The 15879-nt window shown below is 57.8% G+C and carries 23 protein-coding genes; 15 read left to right on the top strand and 8 right to left on the bottom strand.

What is annotated here, in order from left to right:
* Positions 1 to 226 precede the first annotated feature (226 nt).
* Genes AC2FFP_RS08305 through AC2FFP_RS08320 form a run of 4 tightly spaced genes read left to right on the top strand, consistent with a single transcriptional unit; the run spans position 227 to position 2969 of the window.
* Positions 227 to 682 carry a RidA family protein gene (locus AC2FFP_RS08305; RefSeq protein ID WP_058275010.1) on the top strand — a complete coding sequence of 152 codons (456 nt, stop codon included), beginning with the start codon at positions 227 to 229 and terminating at the stop codon, positions 680 to 682.
* The gene (locus tag AC2FFP_RS08310) at positions 679 to 1446 is read left to right on the top strand and encodes a glycerophosphodiester phosphodiesterase family protein (protein ID WP_496844955.1); all 768 of its coding nucleotides are present in this window, start codon (positions 679 to 681) and stop codon (positions 1444 to 1446) included. The genes AC2FFP_RS08305 and AC2FFP_RS08310 overlap by 4 nt, the downstream gene beginning before the upstream one ends.
* Positions 1447 to 1491: 45 nt before the next feature.
* Positions 1492 to 2679: a GNAT family N-acetyltransferase gene (locus AC2FFP_RS08315; protein WP_496844956.1), complete on the top strand. Its 1188-nt coding sequence runs from the start codon at positions 1492 to 1494 to the stop codon at positions 2677 to 2679.
* Entirely contained in the window at positions 2676 to 2969 is a 294-nt protein-coding gene (locus tag AC2FFP_RS08320; RefSeq protein WP_170411625.1) for a 4a-hydroxytetrahydrobiopterin dehydratase, read from the top strand. Before AC2FFP_RS08315 ends, AC2FFP_RS08320 begins: the two co-directional genes overlap by 4 nt.
* Here the strand turns inward: AC2FFP_RS08320 and AC2FFP_RS08325 are convergent.
* The 4 genes from AC2FFP_RS08325 to AC2FFP_RS08340 form a co-directional block, all read right to left on the bottom strand.
* Positions 2966 to 3274: a hypothetical protein gene (locus AC2FFP_RS08325; protein WP_496765558.1), complete on the bottom strand. Its 309-nt coding sequence runs from the start codon at positions 3272 to 3274 to the stop codon at positions 2966 to 2968. The two genes, AC2FFP_RS08320 and AC2FFP_RS08325, sit on opposite strands and share 4 nt — an antisense overlap.
* 33 nt (positions 3275 to 3307) lie before the next feature.
* Positions 3308 to 3658, bottom strand: coding sequence for an EF-hand domain-containing protein (locus AC2FFP_RS08330; RefSeq protein ID WP_496880890.1), 351 nt, complete (start codon positions 3656 to 3658; stop codon positions 3308 to 3310).
* 10 nt (positions 3659 to 3668) lie between these two features.
* A complete protein-coding gene (locus tag AC2FFP_RS08335) occupies positions 3669 to 3914 on the bottom strand; it encodes a glycine zipper 2TM domain-containing protein (protein WP_496721120.1) in 246 nt (81 codons plus the stop codon).
* Between the two features lie 104 nt (positions 3915 to 4018).
* Positions 4019 to 4504: a peroxiredoxin gene (locus AC2FFP_RS08340; protein WP_058279067.1), complete on the bottom strand. Its 486-nt coding sequence runs from the start codon at positions 4502 to 4504 to the stop codon at positions 4019 to 4021.
* Positions 4505 to 4603: 99 nt separating this feature from the next.
* On the opposite strand from AC2FFP_RS08340, the gene AC2FFP_RS08345 reads away from it, so the two are divergent.
* The 4 genes from AC2FFP_RS08345 to AC2FFP_RS08360 are packed head-to-tail and all read left to right on the top strand — an operon-like array spanning position 4604 to position 7209.
* Positions 4604 to 5815, top strand: a complete 1212-nt coding sequence (locus AC2FFP_RS08345; protein WP_496880891.1) for an NAD(P)/FAD-dependent oxidoreductase — start codon at positions 4604 to 4606, stop codon at positions 5813 to 5815.
* Positions 5812 to 6369: a 16S rRNA (guanine(966)-N(2))-methyltransferase RsmD gene (rsmD, locus tag AC2FFP_RS08350; protein ID WP_496765551.1), complete on the top strand. Its 558-nt coding sequence runs from the start codon at positions 5812 to 5814 to the stop codon at positions 6367 to 6369. Before AC2FFP_RS08345 ends, rsmD begins: the two co-directional genes overlap by 4 nt.
* A 1-nt stretch (position 6370) precedes the next feature.
* On the top strand, positions 6371 to 7006 hold the full coding sequence (locus AC2FFP_RS08355; protein WP_496765549.1) for an HAD family hydrolase: 636 nt from the start codon (positions 6371 to 6373) through the stop codon (positions 7004 to 7006).
* Between the two features lie 23 nt (positions 7007 to 7029).
* On the top strand, positions 7030 to 7209 hold the full coding sequence (locus tag AC2FFP_RS08360; protein WP_109313628.1) for a hypothetical protein: 180 nt from the start codon (positions 7030 to 7032) through the stop codon (positions 7207 to 7209).
* Here AC2FFP_RS08360 and map read toward each other — a convergent pair.
* The gene (gene map / locus AC2FFP_RS08365) at positions 7197 to 8009 is read right to left on the bottom strand and encodes a type I methionyl aminopeptidase (RefSeq protein ID WP_058274999.1); all 813 of its coding nucleotides are present in this window, start codon (positions 8007 to 8009) and stop codon (positions 7197 to 7199) included. The two genes, AC2FFP_RS08360 and map, sit on opposite strands and share 13 nt — an antisense overlap.
* A 200-nt stretch (positions 8010 to 8209) precedes the next feature.
* Here map and AC2FFP_RS08370 point away from each other — a divergent pair, with 200 nt between their 5' ends.
* Positions 8210 to 9025: a class I SAM-dependent methyltransferase gene (locus AC2FFP_RS08370; RefSeq protein WP_496880892.1), complete on the top strand. Its 816-nt coding sequence runs from the start codon at positions 8210 to 8212 to the stop codon at positions 9023 to 9025.
* 26 nt (positions 9026 to 9051) lie between these two features.
* On the opposite strand, the gene sfsA is transcribed toward AC2FFP_RS08370, so the two are convergent.
* Positions 9052 to 9768, bottom strand: a complete 717-nt coding sequence (gene sfsA, locus AC2FFP_RS08375; protein ID WP_496765537.1) for a DNA/RNA nuclease SfsA — start codon at positions 9766 to 9768, stop codon at positions 9052 to 9054.
* A gap of 39 nt (positions 9769 to 9807) precedes the next feature.
* Positions 9808 to 10563, bottom strand: a complete 756-nt coding sequence (locus AC2FFP_RS08380; RefSeq protein WP_496765535.1) for an SDR family NAD(P)-dependent oxidoreductase — start codon at positions 10561 to 10563, stop codon at positions 9808 to 9810.
* Positions 10564 to 10662: 99 nt separating this feature from the next.
* On the opposite strand from AC2FFP_RS08380, the gene AC2FFP_RS08385 reads away from it, so the two are divergent.
* From AC2FFP_RS08385 to AC2FFP_RS08405, 5 genes are all read left to right on the top strand, one after another.
* Positions 10663 to 11226, top strand: coding sequence for a TetR/AcrR family transcriptional regulator (locus AC2FFP_RS08385; RefSeq protein WP_496844959.1), 564 nt, complete (start codon positions 10663 to 10665; stop codon positions 11224 to 11226).
* A 70-nt stretch (positions 11227 to 11296) separates the two neighbouring features.
* Positions 11297 to 12019 (top strand): competence/damage-inducible protein A, encoded by a 723-nt coding sequence (locus tag AC2FFP_RS08390; protein ID WP_496765519.1) that lies wholly within the window; start codon positions 11297 to 11299, stop codon positions 12017 to 12019.
* On the top strand, positions 12016 to 12735 hold the full coding sequence (locus AC2FFP_RS08395; RefSeq protein WP_496844961.1) for a GNAT family N-acetyltransferase: 720 nt from the start codon (positions 12016 to 12018) through the stop codon (positions 12733 to 12735). The genes AC2FFP_RS08390 and AC2FFP_RS08395 overlap by 4 nt, the downstream gene beginning before the upstream one ends.
* 5 nt (positions 12736 to 12740) lie before the next feature.
* A complete protein-coding gene (locus AC2FFP_RS08400) occupies positions 12741 to 13313 on the top strand; it encodes a peroxidase-related enzyme (protein ID WP_496844962.1) in 573 nt (190 codons plus the stop codon).
* Positions 13310 to 14212, top strand: a complete 903-nt coding sequence (locus AC2FFP_RS08405) for an OmpA family protein (protein ID WP_496844963.1) — start codon at positions 13310 to 13312, stop codon at positions 14210 to 14212. Before AC2FFP_RS08400 ends, AC2FFP_RS08405 begins: the two co-directional genes overlap by 4 nt.
* An 82-nt stretch (positions 14213 to 14294) precedes the next feature.
* On the opposite strand, the gene AC2FFP_RS08410 is transcribed toward AC2FFP_RS08405, so the two are convergent.
* Positions 14295 to 15200, bottom strand: coding sequence for a LysR family transcriptional regulator (locus AC2FFP_RS08410; RefSeq protein ID WP_496726385.1), 906 nt, complete (start codon positions 15198 to 15200; stop codon positions 14295 to 14297).
* A 228-nt stretch (positions 15201 to 15428) separates the two neighbouring features.
* Between AC2FFP_RS08410 and AC2FFP_RS08415 the strand changes: the two genes are divergently transcribed.
* Positions 15429 to 15869: a DUF4399 domain-containing protein gene (locus AC2FFP_RS08415; RefSeq protein ID WP_496765511.1), complete on the top strand. Its 441-nt coding sequence runs from the start codon at positions 15429 to 15431 to the stop codon at positions 15867 to 15869.
* The last annotated feature ends 10 nt before the right edge of the window (positions 15870 to 15879 follow it).

Genomic DNA, 15879 nt, shown 5'->3' on the forward strand with positions numbered 1-15879 from the left:
CCGTTGTGCCCGGCCTACCCAAAGTCACATAGGCGTTTCGCCACCAATATGAAACAGATAGCGTTTAACCTGCCGAATAGGTCAACGTAAAGTGACACAGGTTCAACAGTTCAGAATAAGAAAAGTTACGCCCACAACCGGTGCAGGTCACATCGCCGTTTTCGCACTTTTCGATCCTTGCCTTCCCGGTTAGCTTCGCCCCGACTCAAATTTGGGAGGAGACCTCATGAGCATCGCGGCGAAACTGGAAAGCTTGGGTGTCAACCTACCGGACGCTCCTGCGCCGGCGGCCAACTACGTGCCCTTCGTGCGCGTGGGCAATATCGTCTATGTCTCGGGGCAGATCTCGAAGGCGGATGATCTGATCACTGGCAAGCTGGGCGACAACATGGAAGTCGAAGCAGGCGCTGCTGCGGCCAAGGTATGTGCGATCAACCTTCTGGCCCAGGTCAAAGCGGCCTGCGGTGGCGATATCGAAAAGTTGGTGCGCGTCATCAAGCTGACCGGGTTTGTGAACTCGACGGCAGATTTTACCGCGCAGCCGCAAGTCATCAACGGTGCGTCAGACTTTCTGGTCGAAGCGCTGGGTGATGCAGGCCGCCATTCGCGTTCGGCCGTCAGTGCGGCGGCACTGCCCTTGGGCGTCGCGGTTGAGATCGAAGGTATCTTCGAAGTTCAATGACGCCCGCGCTGCCTGACGTATTCCTTCAAGTCCCGTTGGCGCATCGTGCGCTGCACGACAAACAGGACAACCGCCCGGAAAACAGCCGGGCGGCCATTCGCGCCGCTGTGGACGCCGGTTATGGGATCGAGATTGATCTGCAACGGACCTCGGACAACCGGGCCATGGTGTTTCATGACTATGACATGACCCGCCTGACCGGACAGCCCGGACCGATCCAACAGATCACTTCGGCGCAGGCGTCAGGCACCACGCTGTTGCACGCAGAAGATGGCATCCCGAGGCTGGATGAGGTGCTGCAAATCGTGTCAGGTAAAGTACCGCTGCTGATCGAATTCAAAGATCAGGACGGCGCGATGGGCACATCCGTGGGCCCGCTGGAACAAGACGCCGTGCGTGCATTGTCAGGTTACGATGGGCCGGTGGCGTTGATGTCGTTCAACCCCAACTCGGTCGTTGAACTGGCGCGGCTGGCACCGCATCTGCCGCGTGGCATCGTGACAGGATCGTACCAGCCCAAGGTCGAGCTTTTACCTCAGAGTGTTTGTGACTACCTGCGCGACATTCCGGATTTCGATCGTGTCGGGGCCAGTTTCATCAGCCATGAGGTCGAAGACCTTGACCGCCCCCGCGTGGCCGAACTGAAGGCACGCGGTGTACCGATCCTGTGCTGGACCGTGCGGTCGCCTGAACAAGAGGCAGAGGCCCGCGAAGTTGCGGACAATGTGACGTTCGAAGGGTATCTGGCTGTTCAACCGGGTTGAACCAGCCCTGCAACGTCACAGATAAAGATCAGAGGCGGAGGGCAAATGGATCAGGCACAGATCGAGGTTCGGGTGCTGGGTTCGCTGTCGCAGATATCTGCGGCGGAATGGGACAGCTGCGCCTGCCCCGAGGTTGCCGATGGCGGCCGTCCGCTTGATCCGTTTACCACCCACCGGTTTCTGCTGGCACTTGAGCACAGCGGCTCGGTTGGGCGTGGAACTGGCTGGCAGCCGCAATACCTGGCGGCCTATCTGGACGGGATGCTGATCGCGGCGGCGCCGATGTATGCCAAATCCCACAGTCAGGGCGAATATATCTTCGACCACAACTGGGCGCATGCCTATGAAGGTGCCGGGGGTCGTTATTACCCCAAGCTGCAGATCGCCGTACCGTTCACCCCTGCAACAGGTCGGCGTTTTCTGGTGCGCCCCGGCTATGACTCGGTTGGCATGTCTGCGCTGGTGCAGGGGGCGGTGCAATTGGCTGCGGACAATCAGGTGTCTTCAGTCCACGCAACCTTCTGCACCGAAGCCGAGGCGCTGGCGGGCGAACAGATGGGCCTTATGCTGCGCCAGTCGCAGCAGTTTCACTGGCTGAACGACGAACACCAGGACTTCGACGGATTTCTTGCGGCATTATCGTCGCGCAAGCGCAAGAACATTCGCAAAGAACGCGCGCGGGCCGTCGATTTTGGCGGCGAAATCCGCACTCTGACGGGGGATGACCTGCGCCCCGAACACTGGGATGCCTTCTGGCAGTTTTATCAGGACACCGGGTCCCGTAAATGGGGCGTGCCTTATCTGACCCGCCAATTCTTTGATATTGCACATGAAACCATGGCGGACGATATGGCCTTGGTGCTGGCTGAACGGGGCGGATACCCCATCGCAGGGGCTTTGAACTTCATCGGCCGCGAAACGCTTTTTGGCCGGTATTGGGGTTGCATTGAACATCACGCCTGCCTGCATTTCGAACTGTGCTATTATAGGGCGATCGACTTTGCCATTGCGGAAGGTCTGGCACGGGTAGAAGCAGGCGCGCAGGGTGAACATAAGCTGGCGCGCGGTTACTTGCCCACGCGCACGCATAGCTTGCATTGGGTCAATGACCCCGGCTTTGCCGATGCGATCAAGAAATATCTGGACGCCGAGGCCCACGCAGTGGGAGAAGAGATCGAGATTCTGACGGATTATGGTCCGTTCAGAAAATCGAATCCGGAGGAACAGCAATGACGGAACTATTGTCGACCGAAACTCGCGGCCCTCTTCTTGATCCGCTGTTCGACAACGGCTGGACCATGGTCACCGACCGGGATGCTATCACCAAGACCTTCATTTTCGAGGATTTTGTCCACGCCTTTGGCTGGATGACCCAGGTGGCGATCTTTGCCGAGAAGTGGAACCACCACCCTGAATGGTCAAACGTGTACCGCACGGTTGAGGTCGTCCTGTCCACACATGATGTCGGTGGGTTATCGTCGCTGGACGCCAAATTGGCGCGAAAAATGGACAGCCTCGTTTAACGGTCTCCTCTGGATCCCATGCCGCCGGCCAGAGAAGCTATTTCACCCAGACGACGGAAATCGGCGGGTGTGACCGTGCCGTTGCTGACGTCGATATCTCGTGGAATACCGGCTGTCCGATTCCCAACCGAACGAACGCTGCGCGCCGCCGGATTGATGTCCAAACAACGCGTATCATAGCACGTCAGGCCCGAAGTGCTGATCTGGATCTGGGGCTGTCCGTTTGGTCCGGTCACCACGGGGGCCTGCGGCGCATCACAGGCGGCAAGAAACCCCAGAATGCCGAGGGCTATCCACTTTTTCATACCACGCTCCTATCGTTCAGCCCGGTCGTGCGATCAATCCAACTGGCCGTTTCCGTCCTGATCGGCGGCCAGGAAATCATCGCCCATCTGCTGGTCATACTCTGATCGTGAAATAAAGCTGTCGTTGTTGCGGTCAACGTTTTGAAACCGCTTTATGTCCAGAAACGGCTTGGCTTCTTCCAGACCCAGCGTTCCGTTCTTGTCTTCGTCCATGGCCTGAAAAGCATAATCCGAAAAAGCGTTGAACTCGTCCTTGGACAGGAAGCCATCGTTGTTGGAATCAATGGCGTTCAGTTCCTTTTCGTGCAGTTCAGCCACTGTTTCCGCCAAGGTTGCACTGGCCATCAGAATGAACGCTGTCGTCAAAATCGCTGTTTTCATCATCATTCTCTCCTCAGCACGCGTAACGCTGGCCCGAGACACCGCCCGCGACGGCCCCTGCCGCAGTCAGGATGTCCTTGCCGGACCCACCGCCGAATTGATTGCCAATCGCCCCGCCGATCAGTGCACCGCCCAATGTGCCGCCGAGGCAGGCGATCTCATGCTGTCGTGCTTGCTGCTGTTGAGGTGTCGGGGCCGGGCCACACGCTGCCAGCGCGCCTGCAGCACCCAGAATGACTGTGATGACTTTGAGCTTCATCAAAAAAACTCCCTGAATGAATGGGGCAAGTATCGACCCATCAGGAAGTTGCATCAAGTGAAATAGGGTTAACGTGGCCCCGGCTGTACCGGGGCCCGAGTGACCTAGATGGCCTCAAGCAGACCTTCGCCCGCGGAAATCTCGCAGGCACCTGGGTTTTCTTCAAGATTCAATGCAACGACTTTGCCATCTTCGACCAACATCGCATAGCGCTTTGAGCGCGCAAGCAGGCCGACGGGCGGGGCGTCGAAATCCATGCCAATGGCCTTGGTGAATTCGGATGCGGCGTCGGCCAGCATGGTCAGGCCTGCACCTGTCGCGCCAGTGGCTTCGCCCCATGCGCTCATTACAAAGGGGTCGTTGACCGAGACGCAGATGATTTCGTCCACGCCCTTGGCGTCGAACTGTTCCTTGGTGCGCATAAAGCTGGGCACATGGGCCGAGTGGCAGGTCGGCGTGAATGCGCCGGGCACAGCAAAGATCACAACTTTGCGGCCTTTGGTCTTGTCTGAAATCCGAACCTCTTCGGGCCCTTCTGCCCCCATTTGAGTCAACGTTGCGTCGGGAAGCGTATCACCGGTTGAAATCATCTTGTTCCTCCTGTCGATTGGATTTGCAGAGTCGGCCTCAGCCGCAATATAGGTGAGCCAGAGAATGAAACCACGGGAATTTGACAGGGCAGGACGAAGATGAGCCATATTGTTGTGATCGGAGCCGGGCAGGCGGGATCATCTCTTGTTGCAAGACTGCGCAAGGACGGGTTTGAAGGCGATATCACGCTGATCGGTGCCGAGCAGCATCTGCCCTATCAGCGCCCCCCACTGTCCAAAGCTTATCTGCTGGGTGAGATGGAGCTTGAACGCCTGTTCCTACGCCCTGAAGGTTTCTACGCCGAAAACAACATCACCCTGCGTCTGGGTAAACGCGTGACCGCGATCGACCCCAAGGCCAAGACCGTGACCCTGGGCGATGAGGTGATTTCTTATGACGAACTGGCCCTGACCACTGGTTCCGACCCGCGTTACCTGCCTGCTGCCATTGGCGGTGATCTCGAAGGCGTCCATGTCGTGCGCGACCTGACCCATATCGACGAGATGGAGCCCCGCGTGAAAGAGGGCGCCCGCGCCCTGATCGTTGGTGGTGGCTATATCGGGCTTGAAGCGGCCGCCGGCTGCGCCAAGCGTGGAGTCAAGGTTACTCTGGTTGAGATGGCAGAACGGATTTTGCAACGTGTCGCGGCACCGGAAACCAGCGATTACTTCCGTGCTCTGCATTCCGAATACGGTGCTGACATCCGTGAAGGCGTCGGGCTGGATCGTCTGGTCGGCGAAGACGGCAAGGTTACCGGGGCCGTCCTGACCGATGGCACCAAGCTTGAAGTTGATTTCGTCGTGGTTGGCGTGGGCATCGCACCCTCGACCCAATTGGCCGAGATGGCCGGGTTGGAACTGGACAACGGCATCAAAACGGATGCTCATGGCCGCACCTCTGATCCGGCTATCTGGGCGGCAGGCGATTGCGCGTCGTTCCCGCATTTCGGTGGTCGTATTCGGCTGGAAAGCGTACCGAATGCCATCGATCAGGCCGAGATTGTTGCTCAGAACATGCTGGGTGCCGCCAAAGACTATGTGGCGACGCCGTGGTTCTGGTCGGACCAGTATGACGTCAAACTACAGATCGCAGGTCTGAACACCGGCTATGACCGCGTGGTGACCCGCAAGGGCGACGGGCAGACGGTGTCCTTCTGGTATTACAAAGGCGATCAGCTGATTGCGGTAGATGCCATGAACGACCCGCGCGCTTACATGGTCGGCAAACGCCTGATCGATGCAGGCAAAACGGCCGACCCGGCGGTCGTGGCCGACCCAGACGCGGACTTGAAACCGTTGCTCAAAGCGTGAGGATCATCGCCGGAGAGTTCCGAGGTCGCGCCTTGGCCTCGGTCGGCAAAGGCGATGCCGGGGCGCATCTGCGTCCCACCACTGACCGCGTGCGTGAAAGCCTGTTCAATGTGCTGAGCCATCAGATCGACTTTGATGGGCTGCGTGTTCTGGACCTTTTTGCCGGCACCGGAGCACTGGGGCTTGAGGCGCTGTCGCGCGGCGCGGCGCATGTGACTTTCGTTGATGACGGGCGTGTGGCGCAGGGACTGATCCGTAAGAACATTGATCTGACCCACAGCAAGGATCGTACCGATCTGATCCGCCGCGACGCGACACGGTTGGGTGACAATCCGGGCGCGCCTTGTGATCTGATTTTTCTCGATCCGCCTTACGGCAAAAGCCTGGGACAAAAGGCGCTTGCGACGGTCACTCAAGGGGGGTGGCTGGCAAAAGACGCCTTGATCGTCTGGGAAGAAAACGCCCCCATTGAGGCGCCAGAAGGGTTTGACCTGCACAATACGCGTAAATACGGCGACACGCATATTTCGCTGATGTGGCGGGCAGAGGTCTGACATGCACGATCTGGTCATTTTCGATTGCGATGGTGTGCTGGTCGATAGTGAGGTTCTGTCCAACCAGGTTTTGATCGACAGCTTTGCGAGATATGGGCTGAACCTGTCTTTGGCGGAATGCATGGCGCTTTTCGTAGGCGGTACGATGACCGGTGTCCGCGAAAAGGCCCGGGCGCTGGGCGCGGACCTGCCGAATAATTGGATCGAACAAATCTATTCGGAAACCTATGAGGTTTTGCGTGCCGGTACACCTTTGGTTGCGGGTGTTCCCGAGCTGTTGGCGCAGTTGGATTCATTAGGTATTCCGTATTGCGTCGCCTCGAATGGCCGCCCGGAAAAGATGCAGATCACCCTGAGCCAGAACGGGTTGTGGGACAGGTTCCGGGATGTGATGTTTTCGGCGCATGTTCTGGGGGTGGGTAAACCCGACCCTGCTTTGTTCATTGCAGCAGCGCAGCATTTCGGTGCCAAGTCCCCCGTCGTCATCGAAGACAGCGAAAACGGCGTCACCGCTGCCAAGCGCGCCGACATGCGGTGCCTGGGGTATGCGGCCCATGACGACGGTGCGCGGTTGGTTGCACTAGGTGCCGAGGTCTTTGACGACATGGCCCAAGTGCCAAAGCTTTTGGGCTTATAAATCAATTATGCTAGGATTGGCGGATGGACCGCACCGCCACTTCTCTGTTCTGGACCCATTCACAGGCCGCTGAATCCCACACTGGACCCGCGCCCAAGCCTTTGCGCGCGCCTGTGTTCATCCACGACGCGATTACGCCGTGGGGAACGGAAACATTGCTGCTGAAACTGCTGCGCGAGCAGGCCGCCGATCAGGACGAATAGGTCGGATGGAACTTGTTGCCCGGTGACAGGGTAAAGATATCGACGCCATCAGCCGTCACACCCACAGAGTGTTCGAACTGCGCTGACAGTGACTTGTCGCGGGTCACCGCAGTCCAGTCATCGGCAAGTGTTTTCGTCTCAGGACGGCCAAGGTTCACCATCGGTTCGATGGTGAAGAACATGCCCTCTTCCAGAACCGCGCCAGTGCCCGGACGGCCATAGTGCAGCACGTTTGGCGGCGCGTGGAACACCCGGCCCAGGCCGTGACCACAGAAATCGCGCACGACGCTCATCCGATGCGCCTCGACATATGCCTGAATCGCGTGGCCGATATCACCGAAGGTGTTGCCGGGCTTGACCGCCTCGATGCCTTTGAACAGGGCATCATGTGTCACTTGGACCAGACGCTCAGCCTTGCGGGGCAGTTTGCCCGCAACATACATGCGCGAAGTATCGCCGAACCAGCCGTCTACGATGACCGTAACGTCGATGTTCAGAATGTCGCCATCCTTCAGCTTCTTGTCACCGGGAATGCCATGGCAGACCACGTGATTCACGCTGATACAGCTGGCATGCTGATAGCCCTTGTAGCCAATTGTTGCCGATGTCGCGCCTGCATCCTCGACCATCTGCGTGATCATGCCATCAATCGCGCCAGTGGTCTGGCCCGGAAAGACATGTTCTGCAATATCGTCGAGTATCCGCGCGGCCAAAGCCCCTGCCGCATGCATGCCGGCAAAGTCACCCTGTTCGTAAATGCGGATGCCGTCCTTGGTCAGGCGGCCACGATGTTCTTTCATCGACGCTAAGCTCCAAATGTTGCGCGCAGCCTGCCTTTTACGCTGCTTGTGCAGAAAGTTCCAGAGGGTGCGCGTTTGCGGGTGTTAGATGGCGCGGAATGCCCTCGGATCAAGGCTGCAAAGTCTGTCAAATTCGCTCAAAATCATAATTTCAGATAGAATGTTGTTTTTTCGCAGTGAGATCGTTTTGGAGGATCGAAATGTCCAGCAATTCTGCCAATTTTATCGGTGAAATTCCACACCATTACGATCAGGGTCTGGGACCGAACATTTTCGTAGACTATGCCGACAGGTTAACCGGGCTGTGTGGCGGTCTTGAAACGGGTCGCGTTCTGGAGCTTGCCGCAGGAACGGGAATTGTCAGCCGTAAGCTGCGCGACGCGTTAAACCCGTCTGTTTCACTGACGGTTACGGACCTTAATCCGCCCATGTTGGAGATTGCAAAAGCCAAGCTCGCCGGCAGTGAGAATGTCGAGTTTGCCCAAGCGAACGCAATGGAACTGCCCTTCGAAGACAATAGTTTTGACCTGATCGTTTGCCAGTTTGGCGTGATGTTCTTTCCGGACAAAACTGCGTCATATCGCGAAGTCGCCCGTGTTCTGAAGCCGGGTGGCCGTTACGTGTTCAATATCTGGAGTGATATGTCCGAAAACCCGTTTTCCGAGACAGCCCACAAAGCGGCGATGACGTTCTTTCCCGAAAACCCACCGGGATTCTACAAGGTCCCGTTCCACTATGGCGACCCCGACATCGTACACGCAGACCTTGCGGCCGCAGGTTGGGGGACCGTTACGCACGAAACCATCAGGTTGAACAAACCAATCGCCGACCTTGAGAAATTTGCGACAGCCCTGGTGTATGGAAATCCGTTGATTGACGAAATCAGAGCGCGCGGAGGTGTCGATCCGGATGCGGTTGTGGCCGAAATGCTGTCGGCGCTGCGGTCCAGATTTGAGGCCAGTGATATGGTGATGCCCCTTTCAGCAACCCAGTTCGAATGCCGAAACAAGGGGTGAACCGGACCTGACGAGGGCAAGTGATATTATCCGGGCAGGTTAAAGTCCCCGAACCGTGTGGTATCCACCCAAACACCGTCGGGCGAAATTTGCGTACCATACACCAATCGCTCGACACCCTTCGCCTGTGCCGTCTCAAATGCCGCCGCATAGGCCGCGTCTATATCCGCCGCCAAACCAAACCGGTCGCAATCGGTGCGTTGCACCAGATACAACATGATCGCGCGATGTCCTTGGGTCACCATAGCCGTCAGCTCTCCTAGATGTTTGGTACCGCGTGCGGTGACGCTGTCGGGGAACTCTGCCAAACATGGTTCACGGGACAAGGTCACGCTTTTGACCTCGACATAGGCGTTGGGCAGGCCAGGTTGCGTCAGCAGAAAATCAATACGGCTGTTTTCGCCGTACTTCACCTCGGGACGGACGGTTTCATAGGCGGCAAGCTCAGGTATTTCACCGGCTTCAAGGGACGCGCGCAGGGCTTTGTTGGGCACCGAGGTGTCAACACCGGTAAAATGCCCGTTCTCATGATCGACCAGACGCCAGCCGTATTTCAGTTTTTTCTTCGGGTCATCGTTGGGTTCCAACCAGATCTTCTCGCCGGGTTCCGCCAGCCCCATCATTGACCCCGGATTGGCGCAATGGGCGGTTACTTCACGCCCGTCCTCCAACTGGCAATCGGCCAGAAAGCGTTTGTAGCGGCGGATCAGGCGGGCGGGGATCAATGGGGTGGCAAACTTCATGCCACCCGGCTTAACGCGCGCCCGCCCGTATGGGAAGTGTCAGACGAGGCCTGCCATTACGCCACCATCCACATCCCAGACTGCCCCGGTGACCCAACCTGCATCATCGGACAGAAGATGGGTGACGGTATGCGCCACATCCTCGGGCCGACCGACGCGGCCGATCGGGTGGAAAGCGTCGAAAGCATCGGTCAAAGTCGCCTCGATCTGGTCCGGTGCGATGAAGGCGCCATAGATGGGGGTCACCACCACCGCCGGAGAAACCGCATTCACTCGGATCTTATGTTCCGCCAGCTCCATTGCCAGATGCTGCGTCAGGGAATGAAGTCCGGCTTTGGCCATCGAATAGGCCGAGGACGGTGTGGCGCGAACTGCCTGTTTTGCCCACATAGAGCCTATGTTGACGATATTGCCACCTCCGTTGGCTTTCATGTTTTCGACCACGGCCTGTGTGATGAAAAAGGTCGCGCGGTTCAGGTCCAGATAGCTGTCGTAATCCTCGGCCGTGTGTTCCATGAACGGTTTTGGCGCGAATGTCCCGGCTGCATTCACCAATCCTTGAATGTGACGCGTGTCCGATTTGATCTGGTTGATCAGCCTTTCGACGTCTGCCGCATCGAGCAGGTTCGCGCGGTATATGTCCGCGGCGCCGCCAAGTTCCGCTTTCGCCGCGTCCAGCTTGCCAGCGGATGACCCGACAAGGGTCACGTGCCCGCCGCTTGCTATGATTTGGCGCGCTGTGGCCAGACCCATTCCGCTGGATCCGCCGACGATAAGTGTTGTTGTCAGAGTCATGATCAGATTTCCTATCTACTGATAGGTAGATATATTGAGCTTGGAAACTGAAATACAACCCCCTATCTAGTGGTAGGTTATTTTTAGATAGATGTGCAGATGCCCAAAACGGAAAAACCCTTGTCAGAAACTGCCAGCCGTATTTTGGATGTGGCCGAGCGTATGGCGCGACAAGGCGGGTATTATGCCTTCAGTTTTCGCGACATCGCGTCTGAAATCGGCATCAAATCGGCCAGCATTCACTACCATTTCCCCACCAAGGAAGCTTTGGGCGAGGCGCTGGTTACCCGTTACACTGATCGGTTCCTGGGGGCGTTGGGGCGGTTGGACGAAGCCACGCCTTTGGAATCTCTGGAACAATATGTGGCGGCATATCGACAAGCATTGATCGAACAGGACCTGATGTGCCTGTGCGGTATGTTTGGTGCTGAAATCGCAAGGTTGCCAGACCCGGTCGCCAGACGGACTCGCGAGTTTTTCGAGCGCAATCTCGTATGGCTGGAAACGGTTTTCCGGGCCGCAGGGGCCGCGAATCCCGAAGCCCGAGCAGGGGAAACGATTGCCCGCCTGGAAGGGGCGATGATTCTGGCGCGGTCGATGAACGATATGGACCTGTTCCAAAGCGTCACTGCGAATTTGCCTGCCCAAGCGCTGCGGGACTGACAAACGGGCCTTGCGAGGTTCAGCAGGAACGATATCTTGCGGCCTGTGCCATATCAGGAAAGGACAGGTCATGCCGAACCCAACCGCAGCAATGCTTGTGATCGGGGATGAAATCCTGTCGGGACGCACCCGGGATGCGAACATGCATTATCTAGCGCAGGAACTGACAAAGCAGGGCATTGACCTTAAAGAGGTCCGGATGGTCAGCGATGACGCCACTGCTATCGAACAAGCCGTTCGAGCGCTGTCTGAGCAGGTTGATCATGTGTTCACCAGCGGCGGAATAGGCCCGACCCATGACGACATCACCGCAGATTGTATCGCCCGGGCTTTTGGTGCGTCGATCGACGTGCGCGCTGACGCCCGAGCGCTGTTAGAGCGGCACTATGAGAATTCGGGGTTGGAACTGAACGCCGCGCGCCTGCGTATGGCGCGTATTCCCGATGGGGCGACATTGATCGATAATCCTGTTTCGACCGCGCCAGGCTTCACGCTTGGGAATGTGCATGTGATGGCGGGTATTCCCACAATCTTTCAGGCCATGGTCGCCAGCGTTCTGCCCAAGCTGACCGGCGGCGATCCCTTGTTGTCGCAAACGCTGCGGATCAACCGGGGTGAAGGTGATATCGCCTCGATCCTCTCGGCTTTGGCTGAGGATTACCCTGATCTCGCCATCGGCAGCTATCCGTTTCAGGTAAATGGTGTATTCGGCTCTAACGTGGTGGTTCGGGGCACGAATGGGTCGCAGGTCGATGCGGCCACGACCCGGTTGGCAAAAGAGCTGGAGCTTTGAGCCCGAACTGGGCCGACGTTGTCGACGGCACATGGCCGGCGGCTCGGTTCGAAACAATTGGCCCTTTTCGCCTGCGGCAGGGGTTGGGTGGTGGCTCGCGCGTTTCCGCGGCCAGCGCTCTGGCATCTGCGATCGACGCGGATATCAAAGCCGCTGAAGGGGCGATGCGCGCGATGGGGCAGCGACCCATATTCTGCCTGCGACCGGGCGACGAAGGGTTGGATCTGCAGCTTGCGGATCAGGGCTATGACATTCTTGATCCCGTCAACATCTACCAATGCCAGGTCGAGGACCTGACCGATACGCCCATCCCTCGGGTCACCGCCTTTACCATCTGGAGTCCGCTGGCGATCATGAACGAGATCTGGGCGCAGGGCGGGATCGGACCAGAACGGCTGGCCATCATGGACCGCGCCGAGGGGCCGAAAACGGGGATATTCCTACGTCATTCCGATCACCCGGCGGGGACCGGATTTGTCGCCATTCACGACGACGTCGCCATGGTTCATGCGCTGGAAATCTTACCGGCCTATCGCCGTCAGGGCTTGGGAAAGTGGGCCATGCGCGCGGCTGCAATCTGGGCGCAGAAGAACGGCGCAAAAACGCTAAGTGTGATCTGCACCAAAGCTAATAACGGGGCAAATGGTCTCTACCATGCGCTCGGGATGGAGATCACCGGCGAATACCACTACCGTCAGCTTGTCCAAGGAGAGTGACCAACGTGACCGATCAAACCCTGCCCACCGCGCTGGACCTGCCGATGGTGGACCCGCTGCCGCCTGAGACGCAGAAGTACTTTGATATATGTGTCGAAAAACTGGGCTTTGTGCCCAATGTGCTGAAGGCATACGCGTTCGATATCGACAAGCTGAATGCGTTTACGGCGAACTACAACGATCTGATGCTGGGCGACAGCGGATTGTCAAAACTGGAACGCGAAATGATTGCGGTGGTCGTGTCCGCGATCAACAAGTGCTTTTACTGTTTGGTGGCCCACGGCGCGGCCGTCCGACAATTGTCGGGCAATCCGCAACTGGGCGAGATGCTGGTCATGAACTACCGCGTGGCCCCTCTGGGCGACCGCCAACGCGCCATGCTGGATTTTGCTGCCAAGATGACGACCGCCAGTACCGAGATCGAAGAACCTGATCGTCAACGTCTGCGCGATGTTGGGTTCAGCGACCGGGACATTTGGGACATTGCCAATGTGACCGGCTTTTTCAACATGTCGAACCGAGTGGCCAGCGCAACTGCGATGGCCCCGAACGACGAATACCACGCGCAGGCCCGATGATCCGAACTGCTGCCCTATTCCTGATGATCATGGCCGGCCAGGGTCTTGCGCAGAACCTGACAATGCCTTCCGGCGCGCGTCTTGTCAGCGAGCGGACCAGTGAACTGGACAGCTACGAGCTGCCAATCGGGCCCTTTGCGGATGGGGCGGTACCGGCGCGAGAAGTCGAAGGAAAAGTCGAGCGGTTTACCTGGCGGTTGCAATCCGGCTCCAGCACGACGCTGCAATTGCTGGCCCCGTTGCGTGACCAGATCGCAGCGCAAGGGTACGAAATATTGCTTGAGTGCCAGGCCAAAACGTGTGGTGGGTTCGACTTCCGTTTTGGCACCGAAGTTGTGCCCACACCAGACATGTACGTGGCTATTCAGGACTATCGTTTTTTGTCTGCCATCCGAGGGGGAAATGTGGTCAGCCTGCTGGTCAGCCGCAATCCGCCTGACGGGTATGTGCAGATGATCCGGGTCACCCCGGTGGGTGCAGAGGCGTCACCACCGCTTGTGATCGACGAACCGGTCACGTCGCCCGGTGATTTGTTAGCCAGTCTGGAACAAAACGGGCATACAATATTGGAAGACCTGCATTTCCGCACCGGAGAGATGACGTTGGGCGAGGGGCCTTTTTCCTCGCTTGAATTGGTAGCGGAGTTTCTGGCCAAAAACCCAAGTACCCGGCTGGCACTTGTGGGCCACACGGATGACACCGGTGCGCTGGATGCCAACATCTCGGTCAGTACCGGCAGGGCTCAGGCTGTACGCGCCCGATTGATCGAGGCGCATGGGGTCGCGGCAGACCGGGTCGAGGCGCGCGGGATCGGCTATCTTGCCCCGCTCACTTCCAATGCCACGCCGGAAGGCCGGGATCTGAATCGCCGGGTTGAGGCGGTTTTGCTGGTCAACTGAACCCTGCAGTCCTGTTCACATCATGGCCGATAAAAAAAGGCCCAAGCAGCAGGCGCGGGCCGTACAGTTTACCGAGGTTAATTCACCAATCCATCGGGCCTTTTTCGTGAAAGGCATCGACGAGAAAATCTATGAATGCCCGAACCTTGGGCTGAGTAAAGCGTCCGGGCGGGTAAACGGCGTAGACGCCCTGAACCTCGTCCGGAAGCGACGGCATAGCGTCCAGTACAGCACCGGATTTCAGCGCATCTGCGTACAGATAGCTGGGCAAATATGCGATCCCCAGACCAGAGATGGCGGCGTTCAACAGGGATTGCCCATCGTTCACGCTCAGCCACCCTGCGGTGCGAACCTGTCTTTTTTCACCCGAAGGCGCGGTCAGCTTCCATACATTGCCAGAGGACTGGCTGGAGTAATGCAGTAGCTTGTGTTCATTCAGTTCGTCAATTTTCTGCGGCCGGCCGAATTTCTCGACATAGCTGGGTGCTGCGACCATCCGCTTGACGGTTTCAGTCAGTTTGCGTGCGCGCAGGGTGCTGTCTTCCAGCTCACCAATCCGGACGGCTACATCGAACCCTTCAGAAATCAGCTCGACGTAGCGGTTGTTCAGCACCATGTTCACAGTGATATCAGGATAGGCCGCCAGAAAATCCGACAGAACCGGAGACAGGTGATTGACGCCGAAATCTGTTGCAACGCTGATCCGAAGCAGACCCGAGGGGGCGGATTGCATCGAAGTCACAAGCGCATCAGCTTCGCCCGCGTCATTCAGAACACGCCGTGCGCGGTCATAATATGCCAGGCCAATTTCGGTCGGCGACACGCGCCGGGTCGTGCGGTTCAGCAGCCGTGCGCCCAGACGGGCCTCGAGGCTCGAAACATGCTTTGATACGGCCGATTTGGAGATGCCCATTTTCTTGGCCGCATCGGTGAAGCCACCTTGGTCCACCACATTGGCAAAGGCTTCCATTTCGGTCAGTCGGTCCATTCTCGTTCCCCAAGTCTTAGTCCTTTGAGCCAACCTGACGTCCAATCTGGGCGGAAACAGGGCGGACATGGGATAATATCAGGGTTTCAAATCGGATCGTTTGCATATGGGAAACGCGGAAACGATGGTTTCCGAGATGGCCACAATGCCTGTAAGCCAAGGGTTTTGGGTGATTTCGGCCGGATATGCTAGGATGACAATGGCAAATTTGTGACCACGGAGGAGATCATGAAAGCCATTTATACCGTCGCAGTCATATGTCTGTCCGCGACCTTCGCATGGGCTGGTGGCGAGACGCCGTCGAACCCGGACGCACGGGTCTATTTTGTAAACCTGTCAGATGGCGACACGGTTTCATCGCCGGTGACCGTGGTCTTTGGGTTAAGCGGGATGGGCGTGGCCCCCGCCGGAACCGAGGCGGAAAACACCGGGCACCACCATTTGCTGATCGACCGCCCGCCGATTGGTGAGGGTGAGGACGGTGCGGATGAGCTCGCCTATGGTCTGCCTTCAGACGACAATCATTTGCATTTCGGTGGTGGTCAGACTGAAGTGACGCTGGAGCTCGCGTCGGGTGATCACACGCTGCAACTGGTTCTGGGGGATGCAGGGCATGTTCCGCACGCAACCCCGATTGTGTCCCAGGTGATCAGGATTTCGGTCGAGTAATCGAGGTGCC

It is taken from the genome of Ruegeria sp. YTSC004 (assembly GCF_059609805.1).

What these genes read in the sequence shown, in the direction of transcription:
- AC2FFP_RS08305 (WP_058275010.1), top strand. Translation starts at nt 227, where the DNA reads ATGAGCATCGCGGCGAAACTGGAAAGCTTGGGTGTCAACCTACCGGAC.
- AC2FFP_RS08310 (WP_496844955.1), top strand. Translation starts at nt 679, where the DNA reads ATGACGCCCGCGCTGCCTGACGTATTCCTTCAAGTCCCGTTGGCGCAT.
- AC2FFP_RS08315 (WP_496844956.1), top strand. Translation starts at nt 1,492, where the DNA reads ATGGATCAGGCACAGATCGAGGTTCGGGTGCTGGGTTCGCTGTCGCAG.
- AC2FFP_RS08320 (WP_170411625.1), top strand. Translation starts at nt 2,676, where the DNA reads ATGACGGAACTATTGTCGACCGAAACTCGCGGCCCTCTTCTTGATCCG.
- AC2FFP_RS08325 (WP_496765558.1), bottom strand. Translation starts at nt 3,274, where the DNA reads ATGAAAAAGTGGATAGCCCTCGGCATTCTGGGGTTTCTTGCCGCCTGT.
- AC2FFP_RS08330 (WP_496880890.1), bottom strand. Translation starts at nt 3,658, where the DNA reads ATGATGAAAACAGCGATTTTGACGACAGCGTTCATTCTGATGGCCAGT.
- AC2FFP_RS08335 (WP_496721120.1), bottom strand. Translation starts at nt 3,914, where the DNA reads ATGAAGCTCAAAGTCATCACAGTCATTCTGGGTGCTGCAGGCGCGCTG.
- AC2FFP_RS08340 (WP_058279067.1), bottom strand. Translation starts at nt 4,504, where the DNA reads ATGATTTCAACCGGTGATACGCTTCCCGACGCAACGTTGACTCAAATG.
- AC2FFP_RS08345 (WP_496880891.1), top strand. Translation starts at nt 4,604, where the DNA reads ATGAGCCATATTGTTGTGATCGGAGCCGGGCAGGCGGGATCATCTCTT.
- AC2FFP_RS08355 (WP_496765549.1), top strand. Translation starts at nt 6,371, where the DNA reads ATGCACGATCTGGTCATTTTCGATTGCGATGGTGTGCTGGTCGATAGT.
- AC2FFP_RS08360 (WP_109313628.1), top strand. Translation starts at nt 7,030, where the DNA reads ATGGACCGCACCGCCACTTCTCTGTTCTGGACCCATTCACAGGCCGCT.
- map (WP_058274999.1), bottom strand. Translation starts at nt 8,009, where the DNA reads ATGAAAGAACATCGTGGCCGCCTGACCAAGGACGGCATCCGCATTTAC.
- AC2FFP_RS08370 (WP_496880892.1), top strand. Translation starts at nt 8,210, where the DNA reads ATGTCCAGCAATTCTGCCAATTTTATCGGTGAAATTCCACACCATTAC.
- sfsA (WP_496765537.1), bottom strand. Translation starts at nt 9,768, where the DNA reads ATGAAGTTTGCCACCCCATTGATCCCCGCCCGCCTGATCCGCCGCTAC.
- AC2FFP_RS08380 (WP_496765535.1), bottom strand. Translation starts at nt 10,563, where the DNA reads ATGACTCTGACAACAACACTTATCGTCGGCGGATCCAGCGGAATGGGT.
- AC2FFP_RS08385 (WP_496844959.1), top strand. Translation starts at nt 10,663, where the DNA reads ATGCCCAAAACGGAAAAACCCTTGTCAGAAACTGCCAGCCGTATTTTG.
- AC2FFP_RS08390 (WP_496765519.1), top strand. Translation starts at nt 11,297, where the DNA reads ATGCCGAACCCAACCGCAGCAATGCTTGTGATCGGGGATGAAATCCTG.
- AC2FFP_RS08405 (WP_496844963.1), top strand. Translation starts at nt 13,310, where the DNA reads ATGATCCGAACTGCTGCCCTATTCCTGATGATCATGGCCGGCCAGGGT.
- AC2FFP_RS08410 (WP_496726385.1), bottom strand. Translation starts at nt 15,200, where the DNA reads ATGGACCGACTGACCGAAATGGAAGCCTTTGCCAATGTGGTGGACCAA.
- AC2FFP_RS08415 (WP_496765511.1), top strand. Translation starts at nt 15,429, where the DNA reads ATGAAAGCCATTTATACCGTCGCAGTCATATGTCTGTCCGCGACCTTC.